The 15,493-nt window shown below is 59.4% G+C and carries 12 protein-coding genes; 4 read left to right on the forward strand and 8 right to left on the reverse strand.

What is annotated here, in order from left to right; all coding sequences use genetic code 11:
* Positions 1 to 81 precede the first annotated feature (81 nt).
* Together OHL14_RS05350 and OHL14_RS05355 are read left to right on the forward strand one after the other, a co-directional pair.
* Positions 82 to 1,668, forward strand: coding sequence for a DHA2 family efflux MFS transporter permease subunit (locus OHL14_RS05350; RefSeq protein ID WP_263378292.1), 1,587 nt, complete (start codon positions 82 to 84; stop codon positions 1,666 to 1,668).
* 572 nt (positions 1,669 to 2,240) lie between these two features.
* Positions 2,241 to 4,256: an alkaline phosphatase family protein gene (locus tag OHL14_RS05355; protein ID WP_263378293.1), complete on the forward strand. Its 2,016-nt coding sequence runs from the start codon at positions 2,241 to 2,243 to the stop codon at positions 4,254 to 4,256.
* Here OHL14_RS05355 and OHL14_RS05360 read toward each other — a convergent pair whose 3' ends face one another.
* The 6 genes from OHL14_RS05360 to OHL14_RS05385 form a co-directional block, all read right to left on the reverse strand.
* On the reverse strand, positions 4,257 to 4,763 hold the full coding sequence (locus OHL14_RS05360; RefSeq protein WP_263378294.1) for a DinB family protein: 507 nt from the start codon (positions 4,761 to 4,763) through the stop codon (positions 4,257 to 4,259).
* Positions 4,760 to 5,398, reverse strand: a complete 639-nt coding sequence (locus OHL14_RS05365; protein ID WP_263378295.1) for a putative periplasmic lipoprotein — start codon at positions 5,396 to 5,398, stop codon at positions 4,760 to 4,762. Before OHL14_RS05365 ends, OHL14_RS05360 begins: the two co-directional genes overlap by 4 nt.
* A gap of 32 nt (positions 5,399 to 5,430) precedes the next feature.
* A complete protein-coding gene (locus OHL14_RS05370) occupies positions 5,431 to 6,288 on the reverse strand; it encodes a glycine betaine ABC transporter substrate-binding protein (protein ID WP_317890394.1) in 858 nt (285 codons plus the stop codon).
* Positions 6,289 to 6,353: 65 nt separating this feature from the next.
* Positions 6,354 to 6,983 carry an ABC transporter permease gene (locus OHL14_RS05375; protein ID WP_263378297.1) on the reverse strand — a complete coding sequence of 210 codons (630 nt, stop codon included), beginning with the start codon at positions 6,981 to 6,983 and terminating at the stop codon, positions 6,354 to 6,356.
* Positions 6,980 to 7,732, reverse strand: a complete 753-nt coding sequence (locus OHL14_RS05380; RefSeq protein WP_263378298.1) for an ATP-binding cassette domain-containing protein — start codon at positions 7,730 to 7,732, stop codon at positions 6,980 to 6,982. Before OHL14_RS05380 ends, OHL14_RS05375 begins: the two co-directional genes overlap by 4 nt.
* Positions 7,733 to 7,753: 21 nt before the next feature.
* On the reverse strand, positions 7,754 to 8,590 hold the full coding sequence (locus OHL14_RS05385; protein ID WP_263378299.1) for an AAA family ATPase: 837 nt from the start codon (positions 8,588 to 8,590) through the stop codon (positions 7,754 to 7,756).
* A gap of 123 nt (positions 8,591 to 8,713) precedes the next feature.
* Here OHL14_RS05385 and gap point away from each other — a divergent pair, with 123 nt between their 5' ends.
* The gene (gene gap, locus OHL14_RS05390) at positions 8,714 to 9,718 is read left to right on the forward strand and encodes a type I glyceraldehyde-3-phosphate dehydrogenase (RefSeq protein WP_263378300.1); all 1,005 of its coding nucleotides are present in this window, start codon (positions 8,714 to 8,716) and stop codon (positions 9,716 to 9,718) included.
* Positions 9,719 to 9,885: 167 nt separating this feature from the next.
* A complete protein-coding gene (locus OHL14_RS05395) occupies positions 9,886 to 10,506 on the forward strand; it encodes a pyridoxamine 5'-phosphate oxidase family protein (protein ID WP_263378301.1) in 621 nt (206 codons plus the stop codon).
* A 1-nt stretch (position 10,507) separates the two neighbouring features.
* Here OHL14_RS05395 and OHL14_RS05400 read toward each other — a convergent pair whose 3' ends face one another.
* Both OHL14_RS05400 and OHL14_RS05405 read right to left on the reverse strand, forming a co-directional pair.
* The gene (locus tag OHL14_RS05400; RefSeq protein ID WP_263378302.1) at positions 10,508 to 11,470 is read right to left on the reverse strand and encodes a sugar phosphate isomerase/epimerase family protein; all 963 of its coding nucleotides are present in this window, start codon (positions 11,468 to 11,470) and stop codon (positions 10,508 to 10,510) included.
* 166 nt (positions 11,471 to 11,636) lie between these two features.
* Positions 11,637 to 15,203, reverse strand: coding sequence for a TonB-dependent receptor (locus OHL14_RS05405; protein WP_263378303.1), 3,567 nt, complete (start codon positions 15,201 to 15,203; stop codon positions 11,637 to 11,639).
* Between the last annotated feature and the right edge of the window lie 290 nt (positions 15,204 to 15,493).

Below are 15,493 nucleotides of genomic sequence, written 5' to 3' on the forward strand. Positions count from 1 at the left end.
GAATCGTATATCAGCTTCCTGATATCCTATATCAGGAAGCTGATATACAAAAGAAAGCCACGCGCTCCTCGCTTTGACTCTATGGCCTACGACGCAAGCTGGAAACCGAAACACAACCCCTGGGCCATCGCCCTCACCGTCACCCTGGCCACCTTCATGGAGGTCCTCGATACCTCCATCGCCAACGTTGCCCTGCCGCACATCGCCGGCTCGCTCGGAGCCTCGCAGGATGAGGCCACCTGGGTGCTCACCAGCTACCTCGTCTCTTCCGCCGTGGTGCTTCCCATCTCCGGCTGGCTCTCAGACCGCTTCGGCCGCAAGCGCTTCTACCTTACCTGCGTCGCCGTCTTCACCGTCTGCTCGCTGCTCTGCGGCATCGCGCCCAGTCTTCCCATCCTCATCATCGCCCGCATTCTGCAGGGCGCTGGAGGTGGCGGTCTCGCCCCGTCCGAGCAGGCGATCCTAGCCGACACCTTCCCCGTCGAAAAACGCGGACAGGCCTTCGCCGTCTACGGCATGGCCGTCGTCGTCGCTCCTGCCATCGGCCCCACCCTCGGCGGCTGGATCACCGACAACTTCAACTGGCACTGGATTTTCTTCATCAACCTGCCCGTCGGCCTGCTCTCGCTCTGGCTCAGCTCACGCATGGTCGAAGACCCACCGGCACTCGTCGCCCGCCGCGAAGCCGCCCGAGGAGCGAAGGTCGACTTCACCGGCCTCGCCCTCGTCGCCTCCGGCGTCGGCATTCTCGAGTTCTTCCTCGACAAGGGTCAGGAAAAAGACTGGTTCGGTTCGCAGATGATCGTCACCGCCGCCTGCCTCGCGGCCATTCTGCTCATCACCTTCGTCTTCTGGGAGTGGAACCACGAAGATCCCATCGTCGACCTCAAGCTGCTCAAGAACCGCAACTTCGGCACCGCCGTATTCCTGCAGCTGATCCTCGGCATGGTGCTCTTCGGCTCCACCGTTCTCATCCCGCAGTACATGCAGACCCTGCTTGGCTTCACCGCGCAACTCGCAGGCATGGCGCTATCACCTGCAGGCTTCGTGATGATGTTCATGATGTTCGTCGCTGGTCGCCTGATCGGCAAAATGGACCCACGCGTCCTCGTCGCCATCGGCTACTTCCTCACCGCCGTAGGTCTCTACAACCTTACGCGCCTCACGCTCGACACCAGTTTCGCGACCATCACCCAGTGGCGCATGTTGCAGGTCATCGGTCTGCCTCTGGTCTTCATTCCCATCAGCACCCTCAATTACGTCGGCGTGCCGCAGAACAAGATGAACCAGATCTCCAGCCTCTCGAACTTCGCCAGAAACCTGGGCGGCAGCGCAGGCACCGCCCTGCTCACCACCTTCCTCGCCCGTACCGCCCAGACTCACCAGCAGCAACTCATCACGCACAGCGGTACAGCCAACTACGGTTACAACCAGTACATCGGCGCAGCTACAACCGCTCTGCAGCAGCAAGGCATGACCGCCGCTCAGGCCGCACAGGCCGCCGTCGGCTATGCCTATCAGCAGATGCTGCGCCAGGCCTCGATGCTCAGCTACAAAAACGCCTTCGCGCTCCTCGCCGGGGTCATCTTCTGCCTCATCCCGCTTCCGTTCATCATGCGCCTCCCCACCAAAGCCGCAAAACCCTCCCCCGAACAAATGGGCCACTAACAAGAGACTGCCCCTCCCACGAGGCGCGTCATTTCGACCGAAGCAGGTCGGCCTTATCGTCCTGCGCAGCGGAGAAACCCCTGTATTTTCGGCAGCGAGAGGCGAAGCCGCGAGCCCGCTCACACTCGTGGCTCGTACACTCCTTGCTCTAGGCTGAACAGAAAACCTCTCTCACCACGATCTCCCCCTGCTAATTCGGGCGCCCCGTTCATGCGCAGCCTCATCGCGCATGAACGGGATGCAGGTGCTTCATCGCGCCACCGTCCCAATTCATGTCAAGCCCCCATCGCTCCATAAAAACGCGAAAACCCTCGTCAACATTGACGATTTCGACCAGAAAAAATTTGCACATTCACTATCCTCAACCTTCTATACTGGATACAGAGAACAAAACAGCGGCCCGGCCACAAGCCGGGCCGCCGTACTTAAACCGCGAATCAGACCTCCAGCCGCACAAGCTCTAGACCTAACTTCTCTCCGCTCAAGACTTTGATACCGAATGTATGGGGGGGAGGGGGGTACCGCACCACGATTCAAGGACTGTTCATCGCGCCTCGTCGATAATAAGAGGCATGACGCACATGGCCATCGCCCGCAAGCTCGTACTTCTCTCGTCCTGCCTTCTTACCGCCTCAATCTCCGGCGCGCAGACTACGGAGAAGCCCGCAACGAAGCCGCGCCATAACGTCATCCTCTTCGTCGCTGACGGCCTTCGACGCGGCTCTGTGACGCCCGAAGACATGCCAACGCTCTACAAGCTCCGCACGGAAGGCGTCGATCTGCGCAACTCGCACTCCGTCTTCCCGACCTTCACCACCGCGAACGCCTCGGTCATCGCCACAGGCCACGCGCTCGGCGACACAGGCGATTTCTCCAACGTCATCTATCCAGGTCTTTACCTCGCCGAACCGCGCACGCCAGCGGCAAACGGCAGCATCGCTCCCTTCCTCGAGAACGACGCCGTTCTCGCCAGCATGAATGCAGCCTTCAACGGCAACTACCTCGGCGAAACCACGCTGCTCACTGCCGCGCACAACGCAGGATACAGCGTAGCAGCCGTCGGCAAGCTCGGCCCCACGGCGATCCAGCTCATCCCGTCCGTGAAGCGCAACGAGCTAGGCCAGATGGATCTGCCCGAATCGATCATCGTTGACGATTCAACCGGCCACGCAGAAAGCGTCCCGCTGCCGCTCGACTTCGCTGACCGCCTTCAGCACTCCGGCCTCGCAACCGAAGCTCCGCTCCGCACGAACGGTTATCCTGACACCTCGAAGTGGTCGAACGGCTTCGGCGGCGATGCCATCACGCCCGGAACGCTTTCTGCCAACGTTGTGCAGTCTCAATGGTTCTCCGATGTCACGACCAAGGTCATCCTGCCCAGCTTCGCCGAGGCGAACAAGCCCTTCGTCATCCTCTTCTGGTCGCGCGATCCCGACGGCACGCAGCACAACAACGGAGACAGCTTGCAGAAGCTTTCGCCTGGCATCAACGGCGAAACGGTTCGCCTCGCTCTCCGCAATGCCGATCACGAACTAGCCCAGCTGATCGAGTGGCTCGACAAACATCCCGCGATCAAAGCCAACACGGACATCCTCGTCACCAGCGATCACGGCTTTGCGACCATCAGCCGCCGCGAACTCGACGCCGAAGGCGCGAATGTCGGCACGCCATCCGCAGCGCTCACCTACGAAGCTGTCGGCAAGGACAAACCCGAGCCCGCAGCGACGCTTCCTACAGGCTTCCTGGCAATCGACCTCGCGCTGTTCACCCGCCAGCGCCTCTTCGACCCTGCGAAGCGCGCCACCAGTGGCGATTCGGTGTACGCCGAAGTTCCTCTGAGCGGTGAGAAGTCGCAGTACCCTGCACTCGGGAGCGCGCTTCTAGGCGAACAGGTCAACAAGCTTGACGGCTCCGACGCTCGGCTCATCGTCGCCTCCAACGGCGGCTCCGACCTCATCTACGTGCCATCGAAAGATCCCGAGATCGTGAAGGAAACCATAGCCACGCTTGCTGACCTCGACTACGTCGGCGGCATCTTCGCAGACGACACGTACTGCCCAACGGCAGTCTCCTGCCCCGGAGCTCTGCCGCTCAGCATCCTCGCTCTGAAGGGAGCGACGAAGCTGCCAACACCCGCGATTGCCGTCACCTTCAAGCACTTCTACCTAAAGAACGGCGACCTCCAATCCGGCATCCAGGTCTCCGACACGAACCTGCAGGAAGGTCAGGGCATGCACGGCGGGTTCGGCCGCGACCAGACGTGGAACAATATGGCCGCCATTGGCCCCGACTTCAAGAAGGGCTTCGTCGATCCCGACCCGGTCGGCAATATCGACATCACGCCCACCGTAGCGCACATCCTCGGCGTCGAGATGCCCTCTATCGGAACTCTCAAGGGGCGCGTGATGACCGAAGCACTCGCAGGCTCGCCTCAGCCCGGCAAGACCGGCCCAGGCAACAAGGTGATGGTCTCGGCACCCTCAGCCAACGGACGCCGCACGATCCTCGACTACCAGCAGCACAACGGTGTCCTCTACTACGACAGAGCCTGCATGATCAGCGGCGATGCTTCGACCTGCCCGGAGTAATCAAGGCCGAGCGGCCAGCACAACCTTCGCAGTAGTCACCATCTGACCGCTGTGTCGCTGCGTATGGTCAGCACAGTGAATCAGCAAACCGGCAACCGTCGTAGGCAGGCCTTTGCGACCCACGCCACGCGCGTCCGCAAAGCTCGCGGGCGATGCAGCGAGTACCCGTTCCGTTGCTCGCATCAGGCCGTTACGGAACTCCGCGAGCGCTTCGCCTGCAGAGCCACCCTCGCCCATCTCCGCGCCCAACGCAGCCAGCTGAGTCTCATCCAGAGGCTTACCCTCTGCGTAGGTCAGCAAACGATCAAGCGATCGCGCCATATGCCGCAGCTGAAACGCTACCGAAGGCAAGCCATGTGGGCGCGCCACAATCTCGACTTCGCTCAAGCCAACGACCCAGCGCTCCGCATCTTCTACTGCCAGCTCAAGCGCATGCAGCACGGCGCGCCGCACCGGTTCGACCTCGGTCAGCGTCCCACGCAGCCACGGTTCTACCTGAGTTGTCATCGAGCGCTCGCTCCCGACGCACTGCAATTGGCCATACACGCCCACACGGACAGCACCACATGAATCTTGTCGGAAGCCAACATGGCTGGCGCGCGTCCACTCCTCTTCGCGCTCCGCTCCAACATCGCGATAGCTACAGGGTCTGCAGAAAGAGCACGTCTGTCACGGACAACATACACGATCGACTCTTTCGGATCTAGGGAACATGTAGCCGTTTCCTGCTGCACTCCGATCGTCGCGCACGGCTGCCGCACCAGCCTGTCTTCACGTACGACGCCCTTCGCACTTTTGAAGACGTCACGTGTCATCGCCGCTGCATCTATCGGCGAGCTGGCGGTCAGCTGAACGCGTAGCCGCGTCGCGTTCTCCGGCACGGCAAACACACGCCCCTGCGAAGGCTGCGTCTCGAAGTTCTCCTCGTCGTACTTCTGCCAGTCCCATCGCGGCGTGCCCACTGCGGCGGAGGCAGCCGATGCCAGCGGCCCTTGAGGTTGTGCAGGGGACGGCGTCGAAGCGCTCACCTGTGGCGTCGCGGTCGCCGTTTGCGGCGTGTTGGCTGACATATCATTCGGTTGTTTACCCTTGCAGCCAGCCAGCAGCACGGACAGACTGAACACGGTTATGCATCGCTTCATACCAGCAGTGTAAGTCCTTCGCGCGCGGAGGATTACAGACCTTTGCGGGCACGAAAATTTCGCACGACCTCGCCTACATCCCGGTGCTGCGATTCGACGGCGAGATTCATGGAGCGCATCTCATCGGCACTGACCTTGCCGGCGAGTCGCTGCATGGCCACGCCGATCTGCGGCCAGCGCTGCAGGGAGTCCTCGCGCACCAGCGGCACAGCTTCGTACGGTGGAAAGTAGTGCCGGTCATCGGCAAGCGCGACGAAGTCGAGTGCCTTGATCGCGCCGTCGGTCGAGTTACCCGCGACGATGTCCACCTGTTTCGCTGCCAGCGATCGATAGAGAAGGCCGAGCTCCATCGTCCGGGGATCCCCGGAGAAGTGCAGCCCATACGCTGCGCTGAGACCGCGTAGGCCGTCTGGACGCTCCGCAAACTCATAACCTACGCCGAGGCGGGCAATCTCCGGATGCCGTGTCACATCCGAGATCGTGCGCAGCCCAAGCCGCCGCGCATCGCTGCCTCGCACAACCATGGCAAACGTATCCTCGAAGCCCAGGCTGGGTCCGACTTTCACCTGATAGCGCTGAGCATAGAGCCGCGACACGGTCGCATCGACTCTTGCCGCATCGCGATCAAGAGGCTGCTTCAAGATGGCTGTGAGCGCGGTCCCGGTGTACTCCACATAACCATCGATACGGCCGGAGACGAGGGCCTGCTGGCAGAGATAGCTGCCAGCGAGCCAGAAGCGGCGTTCGACGGGGCCGCCACCTGCGGCCTCGATCTCCTGTGCAAGCAGCTCGCCGAGCACGACCTGCTCGGTGAAGTCCTTTGCGCCAATGACGATGTGCGAAGAGCGTGGCGGGGCGCAGGCGGTGAGCGCACTCAAAAGAACAATCACACCAATGAACCTTGTAATCCTGAGCTTAGCGAAGCACCTGCTTGCTGACTGGCTCATGATGACTCTCACCGCCGCACCACGAGGCGCTTCTCTGCGAAGCCGAGCACTCCATCAGCGCAGAGCGCGAGCAAGGCTGCTGGAACCGCACCGGCAAGGACCAGGCTGTTGTCGACGCTCGCCACACCGCGGAAGATCAATTCCCCCAGACCACCCGCTCCAATCGCCGCAGCGATAGTCGCAACGCCGACGCAGGTGACGGTAGCGGTGCGAAGCCCAGCCAGAATCACGCTGGCCGCCATGGGCAGCTCCACCTTCGTCAGCCGCTGCCAGCCCGTCATACCGAGCGCGTTGGCTACGTCGATCAAGGCCGCATCCACACTGCGGATGCCTGCGTAGGTATTGCGCAGAATGGGCAACAGCGCGTAGCCGGTCAGCGCTACGATGGCGAGGCGAGCGGCACGATCACCGAGGAACGGCACAGGCAGCAGCAGACCGAAGAGGGCGAGGCTGGGAATCGTCTGCAGCACGTTCGCGATGCCGAGAACCGGACGCGCCCAGCGCTCGTGCCTTGTGAGCCATATGCCAACGGGCAGCCCAATCGCAATGGCAAACAGCATAGCGCTCGCCGTAAGCCATACATGCTCAAAGGTAAGCCGAGCCATAAGCGCTCCATAGCGCTGCAGGAACTCGCTCATGGCGCGACCTCGCTGCGATGCGCGGCGGCCACGTAACGGCGTACCGCCTCACTGTCGCTCGAACGCACGTCCGTTGAAGCCATCTCCGCCACGACGCGACCCGCGTCGAGAAAGACTACGCGGTCAGCAAGATAAAGCGCCTCGTCGAGATCGTGCGTTACCAGCACCGTCGTCACGCCAACGCGACGCAGAAGTTCGCGCAACATCGTCTGCATCTCTGCGCGCGTAAGTGGGTCGAGCGCTCCAAACGGCTCATCCATCAGGAGAACTTGTGGAGCATTCGCGAGAGCACGCGCGAGTCCGACGCGCTGCCGCTGGCCTCCGCTGAGTTGCCATGGATAACGGCTCGCTACGTCCTCAGGCAGGCCGACCAGCTTCAGCATCTCCGTGGCCTTCGTTGAGATGTCACTCTTTGATTTTCCGAGAAGTTCCTGCGCCATGCCCACGTTGCGCTCGATGGTCATCTGCGGAAAGAGTCCGCTTTCTTGGATCACGTAACCAATCCCGCGTCGCAGGCTGATCACATCGGCAACCGCAACATCCTGCCCGCCGATGACCACCTTACCGCTGGTCGGGCGTACCAGAGCGTTCACCGTTCGTAGCAGGGTCGTCTTTCCACTGCCACTGCGACCCAGCAGCGCCGTCGTCGTGCCTGCTTCGATGGTCAGCGAGATGTCTGCTAAAAGCTGACGGCCACCCGGTCCGGTCTCGAAGCTCACATGCGCGAACTCGACCTTCTGGGTGGCCATCGGACTCCGTTACAAAACTGCTTAGCTCTCGACCGACTCGGGCTGGACCTCAGCCGCTGCTCCCGGTTCGCCAGCCGGAGCGGCGCCCTTGACGCGGACCACGGTGATCTTGTCGAAGCCTTCTTTGAAGGTCGGTGGACGCAGGCGTTCGGACATCTTGTGCATCACTTCGTCCGTCACCTGGCGATCACGCTTCGAATTGCGCTCCAGGCATACGGCAAGAGGAACGTCGAAGAATACCGCCTGCACCTCATAGCCAAAGCTCTTCGCCATCTTGATCCACTGACGGCGCTCGTGCGGGCTGAGGTTGGTGGCATCGACATAGTTCCAGGGCATCTTCGCGATCAGGCGTGCGCGCAGCAGACTGCGCAGCGTGCTGAAGACGAGACCCTGGTAACGCTGCTCTGTGATGTCATCGAAAAGGATGTTGCGCAGCATATCGCTCGAAAGCGGCTGCACGCCACGGCGTTTATACCAGGTCGTCTTACCGGAGCCCGGCAGACCGATGGTGAGCACCACGTAGCCACGCGGAGACCGAGCGGGGACGGCCTGTGGCTCCGCTGGCGGGGTCGCCAACGACTCAGGCTGTGTCTCATGCACAATCTGCAGTGTTGGGGCTGGCTGTTCCGCTTGAAGAGCCTCGGTTGCCACTGCCGCCTCTACCGGTGCCACGTCAACCTCGGGAGCCTCGGCTACCGGTTCGGCGTGTGCAACAGGCAGTGGCTCAGGATACGAAGGCCTAAGGGGTGCCGGCTGGTTTGCAGGAATCTCCTGCCCAATCTTGCCCGTGGACTCCGAATCATTCGGTCCACGCTTGGAGCGTCTTCTCATGAGTGTGTCGCGCAACCAATCGCGCATATGTCTGCTTTGTAACACACCTGCCCCTGTGCAGCAAAAGTTGTGCATACAAGGCACCCCTATTTGCTCGCTCGCCTGTCACGCTTTGGTATCCTTAAAGTGATTAAGGAGAACCACAAGAACATGGCAGTTAAGGTAGGCATCAACGGCTTCGGCCGCATCGGTCGTAACGTCTTCCGTACCGCTCTCGGCAACCCCGACATCGAATTCGTAGCGGTCAACGACCTCACCACTCCGGCCACACTGGCCCACCTGCTCAAGTACGACTCCATCCTCGGCAACCTGAAGAACGAAATCTCAGCGACGGAGGACTCCATCATCGTCGACGGTAAGGCCATCAAGGTGTTCGCGCAGCGCGACCCTGCACAGCTCGACTGGGCCTCTGTCGGCGCAGAGATCGTCGTCGAGTCGACTGGCTTCTTCACCGACGCGGAGAAGGCCAAGGCCCACCTCGGCACGACCGTAAAGAAGGTCATCATCTCGGCCCCGGCCACAAACGAAGACATCACCGTCGTGCTCGGCGTGAACGACGACAAGTATGACGCTGCGAAGCACAATGTCATCTCGAACGCTAGCTGCACGACGAACTGCCTCGCTCCCGTCGTCAAGGTGCTGAACGACACCTTCGGCATTGAGAGCGGCATCATGACCACGATTCATAGCTACACCAACGATCAGGTCATCCTCGACACCCCGCATAAGGACCTGCGCCGCGCTCGTGCTGCGGCTCTCAGCATGATCCCGAGCTCCACCGGAGCCGCCAAGGCCCTGAAGCTCGTCATCCCGGCCATGGACGGCAAGCTGGACGGCTTCGCCATCCGCGTCCCGACACCCAACGTCTCGGTCGTCGACCTCACCTTCACCTCGGCCAAGCCCATCGACGTGAAGAGCATCAACTCCGCACTCAAGACCGCCAGCGAAGGCCCTCTGAAGGGCATCCTCGGCTTCACCGATGAAGAACTGGTCTCGACCGACTTCCGCGGCAACCCGCTCTCCTCCATCGTCGACAGTAAGCTGACGAAGGTCGTCGGCAACACCGGCAAAGTCATCAGCTGGTACGACAACGAGTGGGGTTACTCCAGCCGTGTCAAGGACCTTATCCTCTTCCTCGTGAAGAAGGGTTTGTAAGACCGTAATTTACGATTTGCCCACAGCGCAGCGAAGGATTCTGCTTTTCAGGATTCAAGCTGCGCTGTAGTGTTTCTGCATGAACCGAACACGGATTGCTCTCTTGTTCGGAAAGCTGGATCACTGCTACGTACCAAGTCGAAACCACCAGGGAGCATCGGACGAACATGCCTCAGCGCTTTTATGAACTCGCCTTTACTCCATCAGTCAAAGCCGAACAGGAAAAGCATGGCAGCGAGCGCCAGTACGAGCGCATGCAGCAAAACGACGACTTTCAGAACACCCTTGGCCCTGACGAGCAGCACTTCCTCGCGCTACGCGACAGCTTTTATATGGCCTCTGTATCAGAGACTGGTTGGCCCTATATCCAGCATCGTGGTGGCCCCCCAGGCTTCGTACACGTCCTCAGTCCTTCACTGCTAGGCTTTGCAGACCTGCGAGGAAACAAGCAGTACATCTCGCTCGGCAACCTCCACCATGACAACCGTGTTGCCCTCTTCTTCATGGACTACCCGAAACAGACGCGGCTCAAAATCCTTGGTTGCGCCGAAGTTCACGAGAATGAAACCGAATCTCTGCGTCTCATGGAACAGCTGCGCACCAACGAACCTAACGCAACGATCGAAAGAGCGATTCTGATTCATGTGGAAGGCTTCGACTGGAACTGTCCGCAGCACATAACTCCGCGCTACACAGCCGCGGAACTTGAGCCGCACATAGCCCCTCTGCGACAACGCATCGTCGATCTTGAAGCACAGATCGCAGCCTCACAAAAGAAGCTTGACTGAGCTACATTGCTCCAGCCTCTACCAGACGCTTCTTCATGCCAGCCCAACTGGTTCGAGTCGAGCTTTCGGGGCTATTGCCATCCTTCCAATGCGTCTCCAGGTTCACCGCGTCGGAGTAGCCGATGCCCTCCAGCGCCTTGAACTGAGCCGCCCAATCAATGTAGCCAATGTCCACCGGCGACCAGACCGTCTTCCCTGCCGCATCCTTCACGGCGTTCTTGACGTGGCAGTGATGAATGCGATCCTTCGGCAGCACGTCCCAGCCACCCGGAAACGCATCCAGTTCTCCGCGCATCACCGCGTTACCTGGATCCCAGTTCAGAGCGAGGTACTTTGACTTTACGCCGGCCAGCGTAGCGGCAGCCTCTCTGCCGGTCGCAGTGTTGCACGCAAACTCATTTTCGAGCACCAGCATGACACCCTGCTTGCCGGACTTCTCCGCGGAGTCGTACAGCTTTGCGTTGATGGCAGCTCGGTAGGGTTTCACGTCGTCGATGCGCCAGAAGTCGAAGCAGCGCACCTTGTTCGTCTTGAAGCGCTTTGCCAGCTCAATCGACTTATCCAACACCTCATCCTGCTGCTTGTAGTTCGCCTCGTCGGCTCCGTGCAGGTCTTCCTTCGACGCATACTGCGAGTGTGGCGCGCCGGGGAAGTTCACCTTGAAGAGCGGACTGCCAATGTCAGTAACGGTCAATTTGTACTTTGCGAGAACCTGCTCGGCCTTTGCCAGATCGTCCTCGCTCGACTGCTGGAGGTTCTTGCCATAGATCTCGCGCAGTTCCACGTAGTGCAGGCCGAAGTCGTTCGCGATGACCGAGCAGGCATGATCGAAGTCCTGGGAGATCTCATCCGAGATCACACCGATCTTGAACTTCGCGCCCGCTGCTAAAGCGCGTAACGGAAACGCCGCTGCTATGGTAGCGGCACCAAGCCCACCTACAAATCCACGCCGAGAGATACGCATTTTGGTTCCTGCTTTCACGGGTAAATCTATCGTCCTGATTGTACGGCTCGCGCGCTTGTGCAGATGCGAGCCCTGATAGTCACAAATAAATATTCGCTAACAGCAAATGGCAGAGCCTCGCACCATCCCGGACGCGAGGCTCTGCCGTTTGAAGTCAGGTCCGATCCTAGAAGCTGATCTTCACTGCTGCTTGCAGGACACGCGGACCACCAACTCCGTTCACGTTCCCCGAGCCTGAACCCAGAGTCGACGTGATTTTACCGAAATTGCTAGAAGTGACGCTTGAGGTCGGGTTAGCGAACTCCGGCGTGTTCGTCATGTTGAACGCATCCAGACGCGCTTCAACCGCCCAATCGTGATGGATCGGGAAAGATTTGAAGAGCGACACGTTATCGGAGAAGTAGCCTGGTCCACGAAACTGATTTCGGCCCGTGGTTCCCAGAGGGCAGGCTGCCTTTGTGACTGCGTTATAGGCGCAGGTAGGTGCAGCAGAGAACGATGCAGGATTGAACCACGTGGGCGAACCCGTCTGGGCCGTCCGAGTGACGCCATGAGTCACCTGGTACGGACCGGTCTGGTTTGCTGTCTGCGTTACACCCGGAGTCGGGCTCGTACCCGTAATCGAGAACGGCAGGCCAGAGACACCCTGAATCACCGCAGACACCTTCCATCCGCCCAAAGCATAGTTGCCGATGCCCGAGCTGAAGTACTTATGATTCTTGCCCGCAGGGAGTTCATAGGTGACAGTAGCAGACAGGTTGTTGGTGCGGTCGAAGTCCAGCAGTGAGTAGTTCTGATGCGGATTCGGAGCTGAGAAGCCATAGAACAAGCCACCAGTCTGTCCTCCGGTGACATAGCCCTGCGCCTTACCAAACGTATATGCCATCGTGTATCCGAGGCTATTGTGGAAGCGACGCACTAACTGTACTTGCAGCGATTGATAGTTTGTAGAGCTGCCGTAGAAATACTGCGTTACGCCAGCCGTCTTACCGAAGGTTGTAGTCACACCGTCCGCTGCATGGTTGAGTGGGTCGTACGTTCCGCTTTCACCGTAGACGCTTGGGATGTTGATGTTCTGTTCGATGCTGATGCGAGTGCCATGATTCGCCACGTACGCCAATTGCAGCGAGTTGTCATGTGGCAGAGCCTGCTGCACTACAACATTCCACGAATGGACTGTCGGGTTCTTGAAGTTCAGTGGGACGTAAAGATTGCTGAGCGCAAGCAGCTGGCTGCCCGCTGCTTCAAACAGAGTTCCGTTCGAACCGAACGTTGCAGTAGGCGTGGCGGGGATACCTGTGACGAAGTTAACCACGCCACCGGCGGGATTCAGCGCGGGGCCATAGGTCGGTCCGTTGTTATAGCCCGTGCTGGTTTTGATGGGATAGTTGTACGCATAGGTGTTGTCGACGAAAGGCACATAGCTGATGCCATACCCGGCGCGAACAACCAGGTCCTGGTTGACGCGATAGGCAAGTCCAGTGCGCGGAGCAAACAAATCATAGTTGGTCTTCATGCCGAGGTTAGAAGGATTGCCGTCAACGCCTGCCTCGACAAGATTGTTGGTGCTCGGGTTGTAGTTGACGAAGCCGCCCGGCTTACGAGGCGTCGCTGGAGGATACAGCTCCCAACGAACACCGTAGTCGAGCGTCAGCTTTGGAGTCGCTTGCCATTTGTCGGACGCAAAGAAGAATAGCCACGTCTGGCGATACGCCGGGAAGGTGCTGTTCGTGTCTTGACCGACCTGGTAAGGCACGTCGAACAGAACACTGGCAAAGTCGTTCGCCTGACCTTTGCTGGTCGCTGAAGGTGATGACGTCTGATTCTCCTGGAAATAGAACGTGCCTGCAGCTGCGTTGTTGTTGCCCTGCAATAAGTCATCGCGGATGCGGCGAACATCGACGCCCGCCTTGATCTGATGGTTGCCGAGCAGCTTGGTCCAGTTGTTCGCGACGTCGATGTTCGATTCTGCGCGGACCCACGGCAACGAAGGAGAGTATCCGATGAGTGGATTGCCCGAACCCTCGCCATTGCCTACAAAATTGAAAACCTGCCAGGCGATCTGACCGCTGGTGGTCGCCGTGTTGTTTGTCCCGTTGGGACCGTTACCGGGGATACCGAGTGTGCGCGCATCGTTCACGCCGTAGTCTGTCTGGGTTGCGACGTTGCGCAGGTGAGCGACACCGGCGCGGAACTCAGTGAACAGCTTCGGAGAGAACGTGTGCTCATAGTTCACGCCCGTGCTGTATGCGTTCGCAATGCCGCTTGCTTCAAAGCCGCCGCCCGACGGGCCTCCCAAAAAGGAGCCGAAGGTCGGGGCCTGAAGGATGTTGATGTGCTGATGACTGAAGCGACCACTCAGATGGTCTTTAGAGCTGATGTTGTAATCGCTCTTGATGTCATAGCTCCAGATGTCCTTATGAAACGGCAGGTTCGCCGAAAAGTTATTGCTGGTCGTGCCGTTGATGTACGTCTGGTAGTTCTGATTTGTCGCAGGGTTTCGTGCAAGAGCGTCAATCTGCTGAAATACCTTCAGCGAGATTGGGCTGAGGCCTGCGTTGCTGAGCGGAATGACGTTCCCTGCAAATGCTGTGCGTCCCGCGCCACAGTTCGCGGGGGTCGCCGCACCCGGGAGACAGTCAGCTGTGTCGCCAGTATTCGGGTCATAGACCTGACCAGGATATCCCGCGAGGCTCAAGCTGTTGCCGACCACGTTATAAAACGGAATATTCGTCAGCGTATTCGCTTCTTCGTGATCCGAAACCCGCAGTACATCGCCAAAGATAAACAGCTTGTCCTTGAGGATCGGACCACCAGCCGAAGCGCCGGAGTAGTTGTAAACGAGACGCCCATTGCGCGCCGACTGGAAATAGGGCTTCGCATTCACGCCGTTGTTCTGCATGTTCTGGAACACGTTGCCGTGCCACTGATTCGTACCCGACTTCAGCGTCACGTTCACAACTGTGCCAATGGCGCGGCCAAACTCCGCCTCGAAGTTGTTTGTAGTGATGTCGACGTTTTGGATAGCATTGGCTGGCGGCACCAGGATGATGTGGATGCCCGTGCGCTGATCGTCGTCAATGCCTTCAATCTGATACAGATTTACGTACGTCGATTGGCCGTTTGCGTTCGTAGAGATGTCGTTGTTTGCATTGAAAAACTGCGAGTTGTTGAACGTGAGAGGTGCCATACCGGGAACGGTGGTCAACAGCGATTGAAAGCTGTTGCCGCTCGTCAGCGGCAGGTCGGCAATCTGTTTGGACTCGAGCGTCGTTGATATATCGGCTCGGTCCGTCTGCAGCTGCGGCGGCGCGGTGGTGACGGTCACCGTGTCAGTCGCCGCTCCCGTTTCCAGCGTCGCATCCACACGAGCCGTCGTGTTCGTCTCCACGACGATATTTTCGCGTACTACTTTCTTGAAGCCTGTCGCCGTAATTGCTACGTTGTACGTGCCAGACGGCAGATTCGGCTGCGTGAAGTTACCGCTGTCATTGGTTACGGTCTGATAGTTCGTGCTCTGCCCAGTCAGTGTGACGGTCACCTGCGCGTTCGATACGACAGCGCCCGTCGGATCAGAAACCGTTCCCACCATTGTGCCGCTGACAGCCTGGCCCTGCATCATCCCATGCGAAAGGCAAAGGGCGAGCAGGAAGAGAAGTGCAGCGCGAAATACGCGCCCCCTGTTGAGTCGTTCGTCACAAGCATACTTCGAGTGTTTTGTTGTCGAATTCATGTCCAGTCTCCAGCCTTTCCTTGGCGTCGAGCGATGAAGTCCCGCTGCTCGATCGTCGCTGCCCCCACCTTCGTCTAGCGGATCGCAGTCGTTTGCACGGACTACGAATTATTCCGGGTCGATCCAGGCTCCAAACGGATGGATTGCCCCCTCATAGCGTTCAATTTCACTACGCAGGGGGCGCCCTATCTCGAAGCCGCACGACAATAATTGCTGGACACAACAAACGTCAAGTGCAATGTTCTCTAAACGCGGAGCGGGCCCTCTGCCATCGCAGAGAGCCCGCCAAC

The organism is Granulicella paludicola, from assembly GCF_025685545.1.
GTDB classification, from domain to species: Bacteria; Acidobacteriota; Terriglobia; order Terriglobales; family Acidobacteriaceae; genus Granulicella; species Granulicella paludicola.